This window comes from Streptomyces sp. NPDC054887 (genome assembly GCF_053610585.1).
On record NZ_JBSGYQ010000006.1, the window covers coordinates 24,578 to 42,666 of the forward strand.

16 protein-coding genes are annotated in these 18,089 nt (G+C 72.4%); 3 read left to right on the forward strand and 13 right to left on the reverse strand.

Annotated elements, in window-relative coordinates:
* From ACWGH0_RS04990 to ggt, 4 genes are all read right to left on the reverse strand, one after another.
* On the reverse strand, window positions 1-843 hold the full coding sequence (locus ACWGH0_RS04990; protein WP_453402730.1) for a nitrilase-related carbon-nitrogen hydrolase: 843 nt from the start codon (window positions 841-843) through the stop codon (window positions 1-3).
* Between the two features lie 184 nt (window positions 844-1,027).
* On the reverse strand, window positions 1,028-2,770 hold the full coding sequence (locus tag ACWGH0_RS04995) for a hypothetical protein (RefSeq protein ID WP_453402731.1): 1,743 nt from the start codon (window positions 2,768-2,770) through the stop codon (window positions 1,028-1,030).
* A 139-nt stretch (window positions 2,771-2,909) separates the two neighbouring features.
* The gene (locus ACWGH0_RS05000; RefSeq protein ID WP_453402732.1) at window positions 2,910-3,305 is read right to left on the reverse strand and encodes a PPOX class F420-dependent oxidoreductase; all 396 of its coding nucleotides are present in this window, start codon (window positions 3,303-3,305) and stop codon (window positions 2,910-2,912) included.
* A 346-nt stretch (window positions 3,306-3,651) separates the two neighbouring features.
* Window positions 3,652-5,490, reverse strand: a complete 1,839-nt coding sequence (gene ggt, locus ACWGH0_RS05005) for a gamma-glutamyltransferase (RefSeq protein WP_453402733.1) — start codon at window positions 5,488-5,490, stop codon at window positions 3,652-3,654.
* Between the two features lie 104 nt (window positions 5,491-5,594).
* Between ggt and ACWGH0_RS05010 the strand changes: the two genes are divergently transcribed.
* The 3 genes from ACWGH0_RS05010 (at window position 5,595) to ACWGH0_RS05020 (ending at window position 9,509) form a co-directional block, all read left to right on the forward strand.
* Complete coding sequence (locus tag ACWGH0_RS05010) at window positions 5,595-6,338, forward strand: hypothetical protein (RefSeq protein WP_453402734.1); 744 nt, start codon at window positions 5,595-5,597, stop codon at window positions 6,336-6,338.
* 261 nt (window positions 6,339-6,599) lie between these two features.
* The gene (locus ACWGH0_RS05015; RefSeq protein ID WP_453402735.1) at window positions 6,600-7,793 is read left to right on the forward strand and encodes a L,D-transpeptidase; all 1,194 of its coding nucleotides are present in this window, start codon (window positions 6,600-6,602) and stop codon (window positions 7,791-7,793) included.
* 126 nt (window positions 7,794-7,919) lie between these two features.
* The gene (locus ACWGH0_RS05020; RefSeq protein ID WP_453402861.1) at window positions 7,920-9,509 is read left to right on the forward strand and encodes a CocE/NonD family hydrolase; all 1,590 of its coding nucleotides are present in this window, start codon (window positions 7,920-7,922) and stop codon (window positions 9,507-9,509) included.
* A gap of 348 nt (window positions 9,510-9,857) precedes the next feature.
* On the opposite strand, the gene ACWGH0_RS05025 is transcribed toward ACWGH0_RS05020, so the two are convergent.
* The 9 genes from ACWGH0_RS05025 to ACWGH0_RS05065 form a co-directional block, all read right to left on the reverse strand.
* Complete coding sequence (locus ACWGH0_RS05025; protein WP_453402736.1) at window positions 9,858-10,313, reverse strand: DUF6278 family protein; 456 nt, start codon at window positions 10,311-10,313, stop codon at window positions 9,858-9,860.
* Between the two features lie 71 nt (window positions 10,314-10,384).
* The gene (locus tag ACWGH0_RS05030; RefSeq protein ID WP_453402737.1) at window positions 10,385-11,164 is read right to left on the reverse strand and encodes an exodeoxyribonuclease III; all 780 of its coding nucleotides are present in this window, start codon (window positions 11,162-11,164) and stop codon (window positions 10,385-10,387) included.
* 40 nt (window positions 11,165-11,204) lie between these two features.
* On the reverse strand, window positions 11,205-11,822 hold the full coding sequence (locus tag ACWGH0_RS05035; protein ID WP_453402862.1) for an MBL fold metallo-hydrolase: 618 nt from the start codon (window positions 11,820-11,822) through the stop codon (window positions 11,205-11,207).
* Between the two features lie 72 nt (window positions 11,823-11,894).
* Window positions 11,895-13,214, reverse strand: coding sequence for a bifunctional 3-oxoadipate enol-lactonase/4-carboxymuconolactone decarboxylase PcaDC (gene pcaDC, locus ACWGH0_RS05040; RefSeq protein ID WP_453402738.1), 1,320 nt, complete (start codon window positions 13,212-13,214; stop codon window positions 11,895-11,897).
* A gap of 63 nt (window positions 13,215-13,277) precedes the next feature.
* Window positions 13,278-13,859 carry a hypothetical protein gene (locus tag ACWGH0_RS05045; protein ID WP_453402739.1) on the reverse strand — a complete coding sequence of 194 codons (582 nt, stop codon included), beginning with the start codon at window positions 13,857-13,859 and terminating at the stop codon, window positions 13,278-13,280.
* Window positions 13,859-15,007 carry an ROK family glucokinase gene (locus ACWGH0_RS05050; RefSeq protein WP_453402740.1) on the reverse strand — a complete coding sequence of 383 codons (1,149 nt, stop codon included), beginning with the start codon at window positions 15,005-15,007 and terminating at the stop codon, window positions 13,859-13,861. The genes ACWGH0_RS05045 and ACWGH0_RS05050 overlap by 1 nt, the downstream gene beginning before the upstream one ends.
* Before the next feature lie 211 nt (window positions 15,008-15,218).
* Complete coding sequence (locus ACWGH0_RS05055) at window positions 15,219-16,034, reverse strand: ATP-binding cassette domain-containing protein (protein WP_453402741.1); 816 nt, start codon at window positions 16,032-16,034, stop codon at window positions 15,219-15,221.
* On the reverse strand, window positions 16,001-17,068 hold the full coding sequence (locus ACWGH0_RS05060; RefSeq protein ID WP_453402742.1) for an ABC transporter permease: 1,068 nt from the start codon (window positions 17,066-17,068) through the stop codon (window positions 16,001-16,003). Before ACWGH0_RS05060 ends, ACWGH0_RS05055 begins: the two co-directional genes overlap by 34 nt.
* On the reverse strand, window positions 17,065-18,078 hold the full coding sequence (locus ACWGH0_RS05065; RefSeq protein WP_453402743.1) for a sugar ABC transporter substrate-binding protein: 1,014 nt from the start codon (window positions 18,076-18,078) through the stop codon (window positions 17,065-17,067). The genes ACWGH0_RS05060 and ACWGH0_RS05065 overlap by 4 nt, the downstream gene beginning before the upstream one ends.
* Between the last annotated feature and the right edge of the window lie 11 nt (window positions 18,079-18,089).

The following is an 18,089-nucleotide window of genomic DNA, read 5'->3' on the forward strand; positions in this document are numbered from 1 at the left end:
TCACGGGTTCACCAGTCCTTCGTACGCGTCGGGACGGCGATCCCGGTAGAACGCCCACTGCTGACGCACTTGCTCAATGACGTCGAAGTCCAGGTCCCGGACGACGAGTTCCTCCTCCTTGTCACCGGCCGTCGGGCCGACGAACTGGCCCCGCGGGTCGACGAAGTAGCTGGTGCCGTAGAAGTCGTTGTCGCCGTACTCCTCCTGGCCCACGCGGTTGATGGCGGCGACGAAGTACTCGTTGGCGACGGCGGCGGCGGGCTGTTCGAGCTGCCAGAGGTGGGAGGACAGGCCCCGGTGGGTGGCGGAGGGGTTGTAGACGATCTGCGCCCCGTTGAGGCCCAGTTGGCGCCAGCCCTCCGGGAAGTGGCGGTCGTAGCAGATGTAGACGCCGACCTTGCCGACGGCCGTGTCGAAGACCGGCCAGCCCAGGTTGCCCGGCTTGAAGTAGAACTTCTCCCAGAAGCCCTTGACCTGGGGGATGTGGTGCTTGCGGTACTTGCCGAGGTAGCTGCCGTCGGCGTCGATCACGGCGGCCGTGTTGTAGTAGAAGCCGGACTGCTCGACCTCGAAGACGGGCACGACGACGACCATGCCGGTCTCGCGGGCGAGGTCCCGCATGCGGCGCACGGTGGGACCGTCGGGGACCGGCTCGGCCCACCGATAGTGCTCGGCGTCCTGCACCTGGCAGAAGTACGGGGCGTTGAAGACCTCCTGGAACCCTATGATCTTCGCGCCCTGCCGGGCCGCCTCGCGGGCGTGCTCCTCGTGCTTGGCGATCATGGATTCGGTGTCGCCGGTCCAGGTCGCCTGGACGAGGGCGGCGCGTACGACGTTGGCCATGACTTGTCTCCTTCAACGGGACGTCAGAGACCTTCTACGCCCGTAGATTCGGGACGTAGAGGGATGAACGTAAGCCCCGGCGGGGAGTGGGGCAAGACCATCGTCGTCAACCCGCAGAGTCGATCACGTTTCGCACCCGGGGGAGTGACACGGGAGGGGCGCGATGTTCACGCGCCGCCCTCCGTCACGGCGTGGCGCCCGCCACGCGCAGGGCGTGGACGAGGTCCCGGTGCAGGCTCCGCGACACCTGCCGCGCCGCGTCGAGCAGCAGCGGGGCGAGGCGGCCGGGGTCGGTCCTGGCGACCTGGGCGGCGTCCTCCGGCGTACGAACGCGCACGAACGCGGCGGCGAGCGCGCGGACTTCGCGTGCGCGGCCGCCCTCCTCGTCCAGGGTGAGCAGCGCGGCCGCGACCTCGGGGGCGGGGCGTGCGACGCCCTGCCGCAGCAGGTTCCTCGCGTCCTCGGCGAGGCCCGCGCCTTCGAGCGCCGCCGCCACGGCGGCCACGCGGCCGGGCGGCAGCGACGCGGCCTCCCACAGCAGGGTGGCCCAGTCGGCGCCGAGTCCGGCCCCGTGCAGAGCACCGGCGAGCACCGGCAGGCGGGCGGCCGGCCACCCGGCGGCCTCGCAGAGCAGCACGTACGCCTCGCCGCCGCTCCCCCGCGCCCGCAGGCGTACGAGCGAGGCGACGGTCTCGGTGACGACGCGCCGGTCCTCGGCGAGCGCGGCGGCGTCCGCGACGACGACGGGAGGCGCCTCCTCGACCCCGGCGTACCGGGCCCCCCGGGGCGCCGCGGCCCGCACGGGAGGCGCCGCAGGCAGGGCGGAGCCGGCGCCGCCGCCGCCCGTGTCGAGCCCGGCGTACCGGGCGCCCCGGGGCCGCCGCTCGGGGGCCGGGGTCCGGGTCTCGTGGCCTGCCTCGTTCTGGTTCTGTGCCGCTGATCCGTCCCCGGGGCGCGCCCACACCTCGGGACGGCCCGGCGTCCGGAACCAGCCCGCGCGCACCGCGTCGCCCGGGTCCGGGGAAGGCGCGGGGCGGGGGAAGGAGGACTCCCCACGGCCGTCGTCCGACCGGGGCGCGACCGCCCCGCTGGTTCCGGCGGACCACGGCCCGGCTGCATCACGGGCGTCTGCACCCCGCGACCCCGTCGCGTTACGGGCGTCTGCCGCCCCCGGCCCAGCCGCCTGACGACCGTCGTCGGACCGGGGCCCGCCCGCCCCACCGGCTCCCGGGGACCACGGCCTGGCCGCCTCACGGGCGTCTGCCGCCCCGGACTCCATCGCCCGGCGGGGATCTCCCGCCCCGTGCCCCGTCGTATCGGGGGCGTCTGTAGACCCCGGCCCGGTCGACCCACCGTCCTCCGCGTGCCCCGCGCCCGTCGTATCCGCGCGGAACCAGGAGACCGGGGCCGGGGGGCGGTCACCGGGGGGCGGTGTGTCCAGGGCCGAAAGGCGCGCGGTCAGTTCCGCGCAGCGGGCCGTGGCGCGCGCGTGGTCGTCGCGCGCCCACGCCAGCTCGGCTTCGAGCCCCGGCCCACCCGCCGAGTCCCGCAGGCGGCGCGTCAGATCCCGCTCGCGCTCCGCCGCGTACGCCTCCTCGCGCCGCATCGCACCGAGCCGTTCCACCAGCGTCGCGCGCCCGCCCGGCCGCCGGTCCCGCGCCGCTGCCGCCGCCCCGTGCAGCGCTCTCGCCCGCACGGCCTCGCGCTCGGCGGCGGCCGTTCCGTGTCCGGTGGCCAGGTCCTGGAGCAGGGCCTCCAGTACGTCCCGGGGCGGCAGTTCGGTCCCGTCGAGGCAGGCGCGCATCCCCTCGGGGTCGCGCCGCCAGAAGACGCCGCACCAGCCGGCCCCCGTGTCGACGAGCGCCGTCAGTTCGCGCAGCCAGCGCGCGAACGCCTCGCTCTCCGCCGGGAGTTGCCCCACCGTCATCGCCGCCCCGTCCCCGCCACGCCGTCGTCGCCGCCCTGGAACCCTTCGGTCCGCAGGCATTCGACCGCAGTCGTGTTACGGGACGGCTACGGGGAGTTTTCCCCTGGGGCGCGGATCGCTCCGCCCGCCGCCGCCCGGATCAGAGGCTGATGGCGATCCCCACGTGCGGGCGCTTGCCGAGCCTGACGACGGCCGCCGGTATGTCCGTGAGCCAGAACTGCCAGGTGTACTTGCGCGCCAGCAGCTTGCGGGCCTTGCGCAGCCCGTCCGCGTCGAGCAGCCGCGCGGTTCCCTCGGCGGAGGGCGCGCCGTCGCTGACGCGTCCGCGCACGTCGCACGCCGTCACGACGACGCGCTTGTCGTTGCGGATGCGCTTGACCTTCCAGGAGTCGGCCCTGGTCCACACGTAGAGTTCGGCGCCGTCGGAGGCGGCCCACACCGGGGTGGCGACCCCCGTGCCGTTCTTGCGGAAGGTGGTCAGGCTGACGTACGGGCTGCGGCCGAGTGCGGCGAGCGGATCAGGGTCGGAAGTCATGCCGACGAGGCTACGTCGTACGCGCCGGGCACGTGGAGGCCGTCGGGCGGGCAACGTCCGGCCCGGCGGACCCGAACGCGCGCCGGGACGCGGGGCCCGCCTGCCGACGGTGGTACGAGGCGGTGGCCGGCCCCTCCCCGCTTCCCGGTGTAGGCCACACGGGCCGCGCCTCGCCCGGCATCCCGCTGCCGCCCCGAGCGCGGCCCGTGGGAACCCACTCGGCCGCGCTCAGCCGCACGGAAGGGCGCCGGAGCCGCGCCGTCCGACGCTGCGCACGGGCCCCGGCACGGTCCGGCGCAGGGGCCGTTCCCCGGGCCGCGGGATTCGGGGTACGGCCCCCGCCGGACTACCGCCCGCCGCCGGCCGGGCGCACCACCATCGCGGAACCGCCGCCCCGCCGCTCGCGCTCGGCCGCCGCGAGCCACCGCCCGTCCGGCAGCCGCTGCACACCCGTCGCCGCCCCGATCTCCGGATTCAGCTTGAAGACGTGCCCGATCGCCTCGAGTTCGTCACGCAGCGGACGGTCGTTCCACAGCCCCGGTTCGAGCTCGGTCGTCGCCGCGTTGCGCTGGCTCGCGCGCGGCGCCGCGATCGCGTCGACCAGCGGCAGCCCGCGGTCCAGGTGCCCCGTCAGGGTCTGGAGCACCGTCGTGATGATGGTCGCGCCGCCCGGTGAGCCGAGCGCCAGGAGCGGTCGCCCCTCCTCCAGGACGATCGTCGGGGACATCGAGGAGCGCGGTCGCTTGCCGGGACCCGGCAGGTTCGGGTCGTGGACCGCCGGGTTGGCCGGGGCGAAGGAGAAGTCCGTCAGCTCGTTGTTGAGGAGGAAGCCCCGCCCGGGGACGGTGATGCCGCTGCCGCCCGTCGACTCGATGGTGAGGGTGTACGCGACGACGTTGCCCCACTTGTCGGCGGTCGTCAGGTGCGTCGTGTTCTCGCCCTCGTACGTCGTCGGGGCGGCCGTGCCCGCCGCGCCGCAGCCGCCGCCCGGCTCGCGCGGGTCACCCGGCGCGAGCGGGCTCACCAGCACCGCGTCGTCGCGCACCAGGCACTCCCGCGAGTCCGCGAACCGCTGCGACAGCAGGCCCTGCACCGGCACGTCCTCGAAGGCCGGGTCGCCGACCCACCGCCCCCGGTCCGCGAACGCGATCCGGCTCGCCTCGATGAAGCGGTGCAGGTACCGCGCCTTCGATGCGGCTTCGGGCGAGAGGTCGGTGCGCTCCAGGATGTTGAGCGCCTCTCCCACCGTCGTACCGCCGGAGGACGACGGCGCCATGCCGTACACGTCGAGCCCCTGGTACGAGACCTTCGTCGGCGCCTGAACGCGCGTGCCGTACGTCCGCAGGTCCTTCCCCGTCAGATCGCCGGCCCGCACCACCCGCGTCGCGCCGGGGCGGACGGGAGGCTTGCGGACCGTACGGACGATGTCGCGGGCGATGCCGCCCCGATACAGCTCCCCGACGCCGCCCCGCCCCAGCTCGCGGTACGTACGCGCCAGGTCGGGGTTCTTGATGCGCGAGCCCACCACCGGCAGTTGCCCACCCGGCAGGAACAGTTCGGCCGTGTCCGGGAAGTCCCGGAACCGCGCCTCGTTCGCCGCGGTCTGCGACCGGAAGGTGGAGTCGACGGTGAAGCCTTCGCGCGCCAGCTTCTCCGCCGGGGCGAGGAGCGTGCGCAGCGGCTTGGTGCCCCACTTCCCGAGCACCGTGTCCCAGGTGGCGGGGGTGCCGGGCGTGCCGACGCTCAGCCCGCTCGTCATCGCCTGGTCGAAGGGGATCGGTTTGCCGTTCTCCAGGAAGAGGGACTCGTCCGCGCTCAGCGGCGCGGTCTCGCGGCCGTCGACCGTGCGTACCGCCCCGGACCTGGCGTCGTAGTGGACGAAGTAGCCGCCGCCCCCGATGCCCGCCGAGTACGGCTCGGTCACACCGAGCGCCGCCGCCGTCGCCACGGCCGCGTCGACCGCGTTGCCGCCTCGCCGCAGGACCTCGATGCCCGCGGCGGACGCGTCGGCGTCGACGCTGGCGACCGCTCCCCCGTACCCGGCCGCGACCGGTGTCTTGACCAGTGGCGGCGGGGACGTCGCGGACGCTTCGGCGGAGACGGCGGACGGGGCGGTGGCCCCCACCGAGACCATCACCGCCGCGGCGGCCCAGAACGACAGCACTCGTACCGTGGAGCGGCGCATGCGTACCTCCAGTCAACACGTGTCCGCGCAGCGTAACTTCAGGGCGCCGCGTGCGTCAGGACCCCCTCGAACACCGGTGCGCCGTGGCGCTAGCATGCCGCCCCATGACCGAAGACGTGCGCAACATCGTGCTGGGCGTGTTGGCGGCCGGGATCAGCGCCTCGATCGGCTGGCTCGCCCGTACGTATCTGTGGCGGCGCAAGCTGCGCCGCAAGCAGGCCTTCCTCGGGATGCCCGCCAACTCGGAGGCGCTGCTCGTGGTGAACCGCGAGGTGGGCGGCGAGGGCGTGCACCGGTTCGACGTCTTCGCGCTGCTGGAGCTCGCGGCCGTCGTGAAGGACTGCGGGGCGCACGCGCAGATCCTCTCCCACGACATGGCGCAGCAGGGCTTCGGCGAGCGCACGGAGTTCTGCCTGGGCGGCCCCGCGTCGAACCGGCGCATGGCGGCGCACCTGCACAGCCTGCTGCCCGGTGTCCGGGTGAACACCGACGCGGAGCCGGGGCCCGACCGGGGCGCCTTCCAGATAGGTGGCGAGCGCTACCGCCTGGAGCCCGGCGTGGCCGAGTACGTGCTGCTGGCGCGGCTGACCGCCGGGCAGGACGCCAGGCCGGTGTTCCTCTTCTGCGGGCAGCGGGCCATCACCAACCAGGCCGCCACCCGCTACCTCGCCCGCAACCACGCGAAGCTGGCCCGCAAGCACGGCAACGGCTCGTTTTGCCTGCTGCTGAAGGTGATCAACACCGAGGCGTACGGACCCGACGTGGTGGAGCTCGTCGCGGACGTGACGCGCGCCGCGCACAGCCCGGTCCCGGCGACCCCGCGCCCCTCCCACCGCGCGGTGGGGTAGCGCCGTACGCCACGGTCCGCGCGCGGCGGTCCGAGACCTCCCTCCCGGCCCGCGCCGACCGGGCATGCGCTGTGCCGCCGGTCACACCCACCGGCCACCGGCCGCCGGCAGGGCCGTGAACGCCGCCGCCATGGGCCATCGGTCCTTTCCTTCTGCGGCATTTGTCACAGTCGGTTTGGGCGAATTTCCAGTCATTCGCGCAACCACTCCCTGTTCAATCGACTCTTCGGGACGACAGACATCGCACCGGAGGTTTTCCAGATGATCCGCTCGAGCCCCACGCGCCACCCCGCCCGTCACCGCACGCGCGCCCTGCTGGCCGGCGCCGCGACGCTGACCGTCGCGCTCACCGCCTGCTCCGCCGGAGGGGCCGGCCGGGCCGACGCGGCCGGCCGGTCCGGAAAGGCCCCCGAGATCTCGGTGGACCTGCGCGGGAAGCACGCCGAGGCCGGCGAACCGGTGCGGGTGAAGATCGCCGGCGGCAGCCTCGGCAGCGTCACCGTGCGCGACGCCCGGGGCGGGGAGCTCACCGGCACGGTCTCCGAGGACGGCAAGTCCTGGACCTCACGGCGCGGCGCCGCGCCCGGCACGACGTACTCCGTCCGGGCCGAGGACGAGAACGGCGCCGACGCGCGGACCCGGTTCACCACGACGGCCCCCGACAAGGTCAACAAGCTCGGCCTCACGCCCGGCAACGAGGCCACGGTCGGCGTCGCCCAGCCCCTGTCGGTCGTCTTCGACCACCCCGTGAAGAACAAGGCCGCGGTCGAGAAGCGGCTGCGGGTGACCACCTCGAACGGCACCGAGGGCTCCTGGGGCTGGCTCCGCGACTTCTCCGGCAGGGACCGCGTCGACTGGCGCCCCAAGGAGTACTGGAAGTCCGGCACGCGGGTCTCCCTCGATGCGGACCTGAAGGGCGTCGACTCGGGCGCCGCCGGAGGCTGGTTCGTACGTGACTACTCCACGCACTTCACCGTCGGCGAGCGGCAGATCGTCAAGGTCGACCTCGACCGGCACCGCCTGCGGCTGACCCGCGACGGGCAGACGGTGAAGGACGTGCCGATGTCGGCCGGCACTCCCGGCGGCGACAAGGCCTCGTGGCGCGGCACGGCCGTGCTGATGGCCAAGGAGGGCACCATCAACATGCGCTCCGAGACCGTGGGCCTCGGCGACGCGTACGACAAGATGGTCGACTCCTCGATGCGGCTGACCTGGTCGGGGATGTACGCGCACGCCGCGCCCTGGAACAAGGCGTACCTCGGCAAGGCCAACAAGAGTTCCGGATGCGTCGGGATGAGCGACGAGGACGCCGCCTGGATCTACCGCCACGTCCACGTCGGCGACCCGTTCGAGATGACCGGTGACGACGCGAAGGGCACGGTCGCGGCCAACAACGGCTACGGCGAGTGGAACCTCTCCTGGGCCGAGTGGCAGACGAAGAGCGCCCTGGGCTGACACCGCGTCCAATAATTGTTACCCCGACGTAACTTACCGGGGAGTTACCAACGGTAAGAGCTGGAGGTTACCGTCGGGTCACTTTGCACTGACACGAGTGAGGAGTGACCCGTGAGACACCCCCACATGTCCCTGCGCGGCACTACGGCCGGCGCCGCGACCGCCGCCGTACTGCTCGCCGGGACCGCCACAGGCGTGGCTCCCACGGCCCTGGCCGCCGAACCCGCCCAGCCGTCCGCGACCGCCGGCGCTCTCCCCGGCGTACGGTTCGTGGACATCGCGGGAGACGGCGGCACCGTACTCAAGGCCAACGTCTTCACCCCGGCCGGCGCCGACGGCAGCCGCACCTACCCGGTGATCGTCCTGCCGACCAGCTGGGCCATGCCGCAGATCGAGTACGTCGCCCAGGCCAAGAAGCTCGCCGACTCCGGCTACGTCGTGGTCAGTTACAACTCGCGCGGCTTCTGGCAGTCCGGCGGCGAGATCGAGGTCGCCGGGCCGCCGGACATCGCCGACGCCTCCAAGGTCGTCGACTGGGCGCTCGCCAACACCCCCGCCGACCCGGCGCGGGTGGGCATGGCCGGCGTGTCGTACGGCGCGGGCATCAGCCTCCTCGCCGCCGCGCACGACAAGCGGATCAAGGCGGTCGTCGCCCTGAGCGGCTGGGCCGACCTCATCGACTCCATCTACAGCGGCCGTACGCAGCACCAGCAGGCCGCCGGGCTGCTCAGCGGCGCCGGGTACCTCACCGGCCGGCCGAGCGCCGAACTCCAGCAGACGATGAAGGACTTCCTCGGCTCCAACCTGGACAAGGAGCAGGACATGATCGAGTGGGGGCGCAAGCGCTCCCCCGCCGCCTACCTGGACAAGATCAACGAGAACGGCTCGGCGATCATGCTGGGCAACGCGTGGGGAGACACCATCTTCCCGCCGAACCAGTACGCGGACTTCTACGAGAAGCTCACCGGCCCCAAGCGCCTGGAGCTGCGCCCCGGCGACCACGCCACCTCCGAGGCCACCGGCCTCCTCGGCCTTCCCAACGACGTGTGGACGAACGCGCAGCGCTGGTTCGACCACCACCTGAACGGCGCGGCGAACGGCGTCGACGGCGAGCAGCCCGTCCAGCTCAAGTCCCGTTCCACCGGGGCGTACGAGGGCTATCCCGACTGGAAGTCGGTCGGCGCGACCCAGCGGAAGATCGCCATGGGCGGCAGCAGGACCATCCACACGAACGTCGACTCGGGGGCCAACGGCGGGACCGTCCTGCTGTCCAACGCGCTCGACCAGTTCCTGAAGCTGCCGCCGATGGCCTCCGTACCGCTGCTGCCGCGCAGCTACGCGTCGGTCTGGCAGTCGGAGCGGTACGCCGAGGCGCAGCACGTGCGCGGCACCGCCCGGATCCACACCACGGTCTCCAGCACCAAGGAGAGCGGCACCCTCGTCGCCTACCTCTACGACGTGGGCCCGCTCGGCCTCGGCAAGCTGGTCAGCAACGCGCCGTACACCTTCCACGGCCGGACGCCGGGCAAGCCGTTCGCCGTCGACCTGGAGCTGTTCTCCACGGCCTACGACGTCCCGGCCGGCCACCGGCTCGCGCTGGTGATCGACACCGTCGACCCGCTCTACATCGAACACAACCCGTCCGGCGCGCAGCTGACCTTCTCGTCGCCCGAGTCCGACCCGTCCTACGTGTCGGTCCCACTGCGCGACAAGTGATCTCCGGCTGCTGCCGGGCAGGCATGCCCTCGCAGATCCAACGCACGCCCGGCAGCAGCATGCACGTCCCGACGCGGGTCGGCGATCTCACCGCACCACGGGGGTGAACGGCACAGCGTAGTCGAGATTCGACGCGAGCGGTCTGCCGAAGGGGAGGCACTCCTCAGGGGTGCAGGTTGCCGTAGTGCTTGTTGACGTCACGCAGCTCGATCAACGGATCGACGGCCATACGCAGCCCTACCCACTCTCAGCCTGTGTCGGGGTCAGCGCAAAGTATCCAGCCGGACAAGGGACTTCGCACCCGACACGCGCGCGCCGGACACAAGGCGCCCTAAAGAGTTCGGGCGGTCACAGCTCGGAGGCCTCGGCGTACACCTGGGACAGCTCGGGCGCCCCGTTGACCGCCCAGTCGAGACCGGACTCCACCACGTTGATCTCGCGGCCGGAGGCCAGCCGGACCACCGGCTGGCCGCTGGGCCACAGCTGCCAGGCGGCCCCCGGGACCGTGCGCACGATCACGGTCCCGAGGTAGAGGCCAGCGTCGTTGCCCAGCCAGGGCAGCTCCTCCGGGTCCTCCCGCCAGAGCGGGGTGAGCTGGTCGAGGGCCTCCAACGAGGCCGGGGAGTCGTCCAGTTCGAGACCGGCATCCCCTGCCCGGACACGCAACAGCTCGCATTCGGCGAGCAGTTCCGCCAGACCTTTCGTGTCGCTGTCTCCGCCCGCGTCGCCGAGTGCGATCACGGCCGTACCGCGCGCCGCACCACGGCGCTTGAGCCAGTTGTCCAGGAAAGGGATGTTCTTCATATCGCTCAGCCTCGCATTCGTCCCGCCATGTTCACCACAGGCGCGCGGAGACCTGTTCCGGCCCGCGGCGGTCAGACATCGAGATCGACGACGACCGGTGCGTGGTCCGACGCGCCCTTGCCCTTGCGCTCCTCACGGTCGACGTAGCTGTCCTTGACCGCCGCGGCGAAGGGGGCGTTGCCGTAGACGAGGTCGATGCGCATGCCCTTGTTCTTCGGGAAGCCCAGCAGGCGGTAGTCCCAGTAGGTGTACGGCCGGTCGTACTTGAGCGGGCGCGGCACCACGTCGGAGAGCCCGGTGTCGCGCAGCGCGGCGAGGGCCGCACGCTCGGCGGGGGTGACGTGCGTGGACTCCACGAAGAGCGACGGGTCCCAGACGTCCTCGTCGGTCGGGGCGATGTTGAAGTCCCCGAGGACCGCGAAGGGCCGCTCGCCCGCGGCGTCGTCGGCCACGGCCTTCTGGAGCGCCTCCAGCCAGCGCAGCTTGTAGGCGTAGTGGTCGTGGGCGACCTCGCGGCCGTTCGGCACGTACACCGACCAGACGCGGACCGGGCCGCAGGTCGCGGAGATCGCCCGCGGCTCCTGCACGCCCTCGTAGTCGGGTCCGCCGGGCAGGCCGACGACGACGTCCTCCAGGCCGATCTTCGAGATCACGGCCACGCCGTTCCAGCGGCCCGTGGCGTTGACCGCGCACGCGTAGCCGAGGTCGCGCAGCTCCGCGGCCGGGAAGCCCTCGGAGGTGGTCTTGGCCTCCTGGAGGCACAGCACGTCGGTGCCGGTGCTCTCCAGCCACGCCAGCAGGCGGGGCAGCCGGGCGGTGATCGAGTTGACGTTCCAGGTCGCGATACGCATGTACGACAGCCTATCGGCGGGGTCCGACAACGGCTCCCGGTCACAGCTCGGTCGAGTCTCCGGGGGCCAGCCGGCCGTGGTCCGTGCCGCCGAGACCACCGATCTGGCGGTCGTAGATCGGCCGGGCGAGATCGGTCAGCAGGGCGTCGTGGATGTCGATGGCGCGCCGCGGCTTCACCTCGCGCACGTAGTCGATGACCTCGGAGATCTTCGACCACGGGGCCATCACCGGCAGCATCAGCGTCTCGACGGGCTGCCCGGGGACGGTGAGCGCGTCGCCCGGGTGGAAGACGGAACCGTCCACGAGGTAGCCGACGTTGGTGATCCGCGGGATGTCCGGGTGGATGACGGCGTGCAGCTCGCCGTGGACCTGCACGTCGAAGCCGGCCGCCGAGAAGGCGTCGCCGTGGCCGACGGTGTGCACCCGGCCGGGGAAGGCGGCGGAGAGCTGGTCGGCGACGCTGCGCAGCGTCCAGATCTCGGCCGCCGGACTGGCCTCCAGAGCGGCCCGCAGCCGGTCCTCGGCGAAGTGGTCGGGGTGCTCGTGCGTCACCAGGACGACGTCGGCGCCGACCGCCGCGTCCTGTTCGCTGAAGCCGCCGGGGTCGACGACGAGCGTCCGCCCGTCCTTCTCCAGCCGGACGCAGGCATGGGACATCTTGGTGAGCTTCACGGGCACATCCTCCTCGCCGTCGTTCTCCCCGCCGTCATCCTCCCCGCCGCCGTTCCGCTACGCCTGCGGAGTCGTCTCCTCCTGGATGACCGCACGGGCCACCTTGAAGGCCGCGTTCGCCGCCGGGACGCCGCAGTAGACGGCCGTCTGGATCAGTACTTCCTTGATCTCGGCCGGGGTCAGGCCGTTGCGCAGCGCGGCCCTGGTGTGGAAGGCCAGCTCGTCCAGGTGGCCGCCGGCGACCAGCGCGGTCAGGGTGACACAGCTGCGGGTACGCCGGTCCAGTCCGTCCCGCGTCCACACCTCGCCCCACGCGTAGCGGGTGATCAGCTCCTGGAAGTCGCCGGTGAAGGCGTCGGCGTCGCCGAGCGCGCGGTCCACGTGGGCGTCGCCCAGGACCTCGCGGCGGACCTTGAGCCCGGCCTCGTACGGGTCGGGCCGGCCGCCCTGCTCCGGTACGGCGACGGGCTGCGCCGCCGCGCCGATCTCGCCCACCGGGCTGATGGGCGCGGAGATCGCCGGCATGACGGGCGGGGCCTGGATCGCCTGCATGCCGGTCGTCGAGGCGGGCGCGGGCTGCCAGGCGGTGGAGAAGTGGCGTACGAGCAGGTCGGTGACGGCGGCGGGCTGCTCGACCGGGGCCAGGTGCGAGGCGCCGGGGACCAGTGCGAGGCGGGCGTCCGGGATGCCGGCGACCAGGGTCCGGGCCTCGGCGGGCCCGGTGACCTGGTCCTCGGAGCCGACGAGAACGAGGGTCGGTACGCCTATGCGCCGCAGGTCGACGCGGATGTCGAAGGCGGCCAGCGCCTCGCAGGCGGCGATGTAGCAGCCGGGGTCGGTGGTGCGGACCATCTGCACGGCCCACTCCACGATGGCGGGCTGCGCGGCGGCGAATAGGTGGGTGAACCAGCGGGCGGGCGCGGAGGCCGCCATGGGCTCCAGGCCGTTCGTCCGTACGATCACCCCGCGCTGGCGGAACTCGTCGGCGGTGCCGAAGCGGGGCGAGGCGGCGACCAGGGCCAGCGAGGCGACCCGTTCCGGGTGGCGCAGCGCCAGCTCCGCGCCGATCGCGCCGCCGATGGAGCAGCCGGCGTAGCCGAAGCGCTGCACGCCGAGGCTGTCGAGGGTCGCCAGCAGGCGTTCGGCGAGTTCGTTGACGGAGCTGGCGGGGTGGGCGGGAGCGCCGCCGTGACCGGGCAGGTCGTACCGGAAGACGCGCCACTGGCGGGTCAGGTCCGGTATCTGCCGGTCCCACATGTGCCAGGTGGTGCCCAGCGAGGGGCCGAGGATCAGGACCGGGGCGTCCTCGGGGCCGTCGAACCGGTACTGCAAGGGCTGCACAATCTGCGGGGGCTTCTGTTCGGTCTCGTCGCTCACTCGCTCCAGGTTAGCGATCCGGCGGGCGGCCTCGTCCCACGGGGGTCGGCGGGCGCCGGTGGATCAGGGCGTGGCGGTGGAGACGACGTACACGAAGGGGTGCGCCGGGTCGGTGTCGTCGACGGTGATGTCGAGGGTCGGCTGCGGGTTCTTCTGGTCGACCGTGGTGCCGTACCAGGTCCGGGCCGGGTCGAGGGTCCAGCCGGCGATCTTGGCGTCCCGGTCGCTGATGGTGATGCGGCCCTTCTTGAGCGCGGTGCGGTCGATTCCGAGGTCGTTGAGGAACCAGTCGAGGTCCGGCGGGATGGTCCGGAACTGGACGTACAGCCGGCTGGTCCTCCAGTTGTTCGTCTCGTAGAACGCGACCTCGGTGCCCGCGTTCGGCACGGGGACGTCGTAGATGCGGCGCGTCATGCGGGACGGGAAGCCCTCGGTGAGGCCGGTGGCGGAGGCCACCTTCGCCTTGTCCTTGCCGCTGTCGCGGCTCTGCTCGGCGGAGATCAGCAGGTAGCCCGCGGGGATGCCGATGAGCAGGACGATGATGACCGCCGTCAGCCAGCGGCGGAGGATCATGTGCCGGCGGTCTTCGGGGGGCGTGGCCGCAGCGTCCGGTGACGGCGACGGGTGGGGCACGGACGGGGTCATCACTGGGGTCCCTGGGTGGTGGAGCGGATGGCCTGGGCGTAGCGCTCGTAGCGTTCGTAACGCTCCAGACGGCGGCGGTTGGCGCGGCGGAAGCGGCGGGCGACGAGCCGGGCGAGGTCGGCGGCGCCGACCATGCCGGCCTCCGGGCCGAGCTGGGCCTTGGCGATACGGGCCTCGGGGCGGTAGCCGCGGCCGGTGAGGTGGCGCCTGAAGGCGTCGCGGGCCGGGCCGATGAGGAGGTCGTCCGCGGCGCTGACGCCGCCGCCGATGACGAAGCAGGAGGGGTCCAGCGCGGCGGCGAGGTTGGCGATGCCGACGCCGAGCCACTGGCCGATGTCCTGGAGCAGCTCGACGCACATGGCGTCGCCCTCGCGGGCCAGCTCGGTGATGAGCGGGCCGGTGATCTCGGGGACGTTGCCCTTGACCCGGTCGATGATGTTGTACGCGACCGGGGAGTCGGCGGCGGCGAGCTCGCGGGCCTCGCGCACCAGCGCGTTGCCGGAGCTGTACTGCTCCCAGCAGCCGCGGTTGCCGCACGGGCAGCGGTGGCCGCCGGGCACGACCTGCATGTGGCCGAACTCGCCGGCGACACCGTACTTGCCGCGCTTGACCTGGCCGTCCTCCAGGATCGCGCCGCCGATGCCGGTGCCGAGCGTGATCATGACGAGGTGTTCCTCGCCGCGTCCGGCGCCGAACCGCCACTCCGCCCAGGCGGCGGTGTTGGCGTCGTTGTCGACCAGCACGGGCACGGCGAGACGGGCTGACACGGCGTCGCGCAGGGGTTCGTTGCGCCAGGCCAAGTGGGGGGCGAAGAGCACGGTGGAGCGGTCGGCGTCGACCCAGCCGGCCGCCCCGATGCCCACGGCGTGCACGTCGTGGCGGTCGGAGAGGTCGAGGACCAGCTCGACGATGGTGTCCTCGACGACCTTGGGGCTCTTGGACTTGTCCGGCGTCTCGGTGCGGATCTTCTCCAGGATGACGCCGTCGGCGTCGACGACGCCGGCCATCACCTTCGTGCCGCCGATGTCGATCCCGACGGTGGGCACCCGGGGCGCGCTGAGGTGCGAGCGCCGCTCACGGGTGCCGACGGTCCGCAGGACGGTGGCGCGGGCGGAGCCGCGGTGCGCGAAGTCTCGGTACGTGCTCATGTCCCCTGCGGGGTCGTGGGGGCGGTGGCGGTCATTGGGCCGATTCTGCCATCCGGCGGGGCGGGGTGCGGTGCGGCGCCGCTGCGCGGGGCTTGCCCCTGATCTCCCTTTCCGCGCCGGGGCGCCGCCCCGGATCCCGGCCCTCGCACGCCGGACGGGCCGGTGGGCGCGGGGCGGGGCAGGCAGGGCGGGACCGTGCTCCGCGCGGCGGCTAACGCTCCAGTTCGTGGCTGAGTTGGTCGAGTTCGCTGCCGCCCGCCATCTCGCGCGTCAGGTCGTCCAGGGTGATCTCGTCGCGGGTGTGGCTGCCGGACATCGCGCCCCGCTTGAGGAGGACGAAACGGTCGCCGACGAGGTACGCGTGGTGCGGGTTGTGCGTGATGAGGACAACACCCAGGCCGGCGTCGCGCGCCGCCGCCACGTACTTCAGCACGACGCCGGACTGCTTCACGCCGAGCGCGGCGGTCGGCTCGTCGAGCACCAGCACCTTCGCGCCGAAGTGGACGGCGCGCGCGATGGCCACGCACTGGCGCTCGCCGCCCGAGAGGGTGCCGATGGGCTGGTCGACGTCGCGCAGGTCGATGCCCATGCGCAGCAGCTCGGAACGGGTGGTGCGGCGCATCAGGTCGACGTCGAGGCGCTTGAAGGGGCCGGCGCCCTTCGTCGGCTCGGAGCCGAGGAAGAAGTTCCGCCAGACCGGCATCAGGGGTACGACGGCGAGGTCCTGGTAGACGGTCGCGATGCCCCGGTCGAGGGCGTCGCGCGGATTGGCGAGCCGGGTCTCCTCGCCCTCGATCGCGAAGGTCCCCGCGTCGTGCTGGTGCAGACCCGCGACGATCTTGATGAGGGTGGACTTGCCGGCCCCGTTGTCGCCCAGTACGCAGCTGATCTCGCCCGCGTGCACTTCGAGGGAGACGCCCTCCAGGGCTTTGATGTTGCCGTAGAACTTGCTGACGTCGCGCAGCTCGACCAGGGGGGTCGTGGACTGAGGGGTCACCGGGTCGCCTCCGCGCGCTTGCGTACCCATGCGTTGAGCAGGGTGGCCAGAAGGAGCATCGCTCCCAGGAAGAACTTGAACCAGTCGGGGTCCCACTCCGCGTACACGATGCCCTTGCTGGTCATGCCGAAGATGAAGGCGCCGACCGCGGAGCCGATCGCCGAGCCGTAGCCGCCGGTGATCAGGCAGCCGCCGATGACCGCCGCGATGATGTAGATCAGCTCGTTGCCGACGCCCTCGCCGGACTGCACCACGTCGAAGGAGAAGAGCAGGTGCTGGCCGGAGATCCAGGCGCCGACGGAGACGCCCATGTAGAGCCCGACGCGGGTCTTGTTGACCGGCACGCCCACCGCGCGGGCCGCCTCGGTCCCGCCGCCGACGGCGAAGATCCAGTTGCCGGCGCGGGTGCGCAGCAGGATCCAGGTCGCGACGGCCACGAGGGCCAGCCACCACAGGACGGTGACCTTGAGGTTCACGCCGCCGACGGTGACCTGGGAGGCGAAGAGCGCCTTGGCGGACTCGAAGCCCTCCATGTCGGCGATGCTCTTCGTGGAGACCGTTCCGCTGATCATCTTGGTGAGGCCGAGATTGAGGCCGGTCAGCATCAGGAACGTGCCGAGCGTGATGATGAAGCTCGGCAGTTTCGTACGGGTCAGCATGACGCCGTTGAACACGCCGACGGCCAGCGTCACCAGGAGCGAGACGAGGACGCCGACCCAGATGTTGGCCGTCATCTGGTAGCTGAACATCGAGGAGACCAGCGCGGAGCTGGTCACGAGCACACCGGCCGACAGGTCGAACTCGCCGCCGATCATCAGCAGCGCCACGGGCACGGCCATGATGCCGATGACCGACGCGGCGTACAGCACCGTGCCGAAGCTGGAGGCGCGCAGGAAGCTGTCCGCCACGATCGCGAAGAAGAGGAAGACGGCGACGGCGCCGACGACCGAGCCGAGCTCGGGGCGGCCGAGCAGCTTGCGCAGCGGCGAGGTCCTCAGCAGCCGTTCGTCGGCCGCCGGCCCGGGGCCCGGGGCCGGCGCCTGCGCCGGTGCGGTCGCGGTCATCGGGTCCCCCGCTTCGTGTACGCCTCCAGTTCGGCGGCGTCCTTCTTGGTGATGATCTCGGGTCCGGTGAGGACCGGCCGGCCGCCGCCGAGCACGTCGGCGTTGTACTTGTGGAGCCACAGCAGGTCGACGGCCTCGTACCCCTGGAGGTAGGGCTGCTGGTCGACGGCGAAGCCGAGGGTGTCGTTGCGCAGGGCGGCGGCGACCTGGGCGTTGAGGTCGAAGGTGTCGATCTCCGCCTTGCTGCCGGCCTGCTCCTTCGCCTTGACGGCGGCGTCCGCGAAGGGCGCGCCGAGGGTCACGACGGCGTCGATGTCCTTGTCCGACTGGAGCTTCGCCTCGATGGACGCCTGTACGTCCGGCATGTTCGTGCCGTCGACGTAGAGGTTCTGCATCTCGCCGTCGAAGGTCTCCCCGGCGCCGGCGCAGCGCTGCTCGTGGCCGACGTTGCCCTGCTCGTGCAGGACGCACAGCGCCTTCTTCCGCCCCCGCTTGCCGAGCTCCTCGCCGACGGCCTCGCCGGCGATCGTCTCGTCCTGCCCGATGTGGGTGAGCGCCCCGAACTTCTTCGACTCGGCGGAGCCCGAGTTGACGGTGATCACCGGGATGCCGGCCCTGGTGGCCTTGGCGACGACGGCCTTCATGGCGTCGGGCTTGGCGAGGGTGACGATGAGCCCGTCGACCTTCTTGTCGATGTACGAGTCGACGAGCTGGGCCTGCTGCTGGCCCTCGTCGCTGTGGGCGTACAGGAACTTGATGTTGTCCTTCGCGGCGGCCTGCTTCGCGCCGCTCTGCACGATGTCCCAGAAGGTGTCGCCGTCGCCCGAGTGGGTGACCATGCCGACGGTCCAGCGGGGGGTGCCCAGCGCGGCCCGGCCCTGCGCGGCGGCCTGCTCGGCCCGCTCCTCGGCGCGCTTCCCGCCCGTGCTGCTGCATCCCGCGAGGGACGCTCCGAGCACCGCCGCCAGCACCGCGCCCAGCGCGCGTACCCCTGTCCGAACCCTTGCCACGACGCCGTGCC

Excerpts from the sequence above, each read along its gene's own strand:
- ACWGH0_RS04990 (WP_453402730.1), bottom strand. The coding sequence starts at position 843 with ATGGCCAACGTCGTACGCGCCGCCCTCGTCCAGGCGACCTGGACCGGC.
- ACWGH0_RS04995 (WP_453402731.1), bottom strand. The coding sequence starts at position 2,770 with ATGACGGTGGGGCAACTCCCGGCGGAGAGCGAGGCGTTCGCGCGCTGG.
- ACWGH0_RS05000 (WP_453402732.1), bottom strand. The coding sequence starts at position 3,305 with ATGACTTCCGACCCTGATCCGCTCGCCGCACTCGGCCGCAGCCCGTAC.
- ggt (WP_453402733.1), bottom strand. The coding sequence starts at position 5,490 with ATGCGCCGCTCCACGGTACGAGTGCTGTCGTTCTGGGCCGCCGCGGCG.
- ACWGH0_RS05010 (WP_453402734.1), top strand. The coding sequence starts at position 5,595 with ATGACCGAAGACGTGCGCAACATCGTGCTGGGCGTGTTGGCGGCCGGG.
- ACWGH0_RS05015 (WP_453402735.1), top strand. The coding sequence starts at position 6,600 with ATGATCCGCTCGAGCCCCACGCGCCACCCCGCCCGTCACCGCACGCGC.
- ACWGH0_RS05020 (WP_453402861.1), top strand. The coding sequence starts at position 7,920 with ATGTCCCTGCGCGGCACTACGGCCGGCGCCGCGACCGCCGCCGTACTG.
- ACWGH0_RS05025 (WP_453402736.1), bottom strand. The coding sequence starts at position 10,313 with ATGAAGAACATCCCTTTCCTGGACAACTGGCTCAAGCGCCGTGGTGCG.
- ACWGH0_RS05030 (WP_453402737.1), bottom strand. The coding sequence starts at position 11,164 with ATGCGTATCGCGACCTGGAACGTCAACTCGATCACCGCCCGGCTGCCC.
- ACWGH0_RS05035 (WP_453402862.1), bottom strand. The coding sequence starts at position 11,822 with ATGTCCCATGCCTGCGTCCGGCTGGAGAAGGACGGGCGGACGCTCGTC.
- ACWGH0_RS05045 (WP_453402739.1), bottom strand. The coding sequence starts at position 13,859 with ATGACCCCGTCCGTGCCCCACCCGTCGCCGTCACCGGACGCTGCGGCC.
- ACWGH0_RS05050 (WP_453402740.1), bottom strand. The coding sequence starts at position 15,007 with ATGAGCACGTACCGAGACTTCGCGCACCGCGGCTCCGCCCGCGCCACC.
- ACWGH0_RS05055 (WP_453402741.1), bottom strand. The coding sequence starts at position 16,034 with ATGGGTACGCAAGCGCGCGGAGGCGACCCGGTGACCCCTCAGTCCACG.
- ACWGH0_RS05060 (WP_453402742.1), bottom strand. The coding sequence starts at position 17,068 with ATGACCGCGACCGCACCGGCGCAGGCGCCGGCCCCGGGCCCCGGGCCG.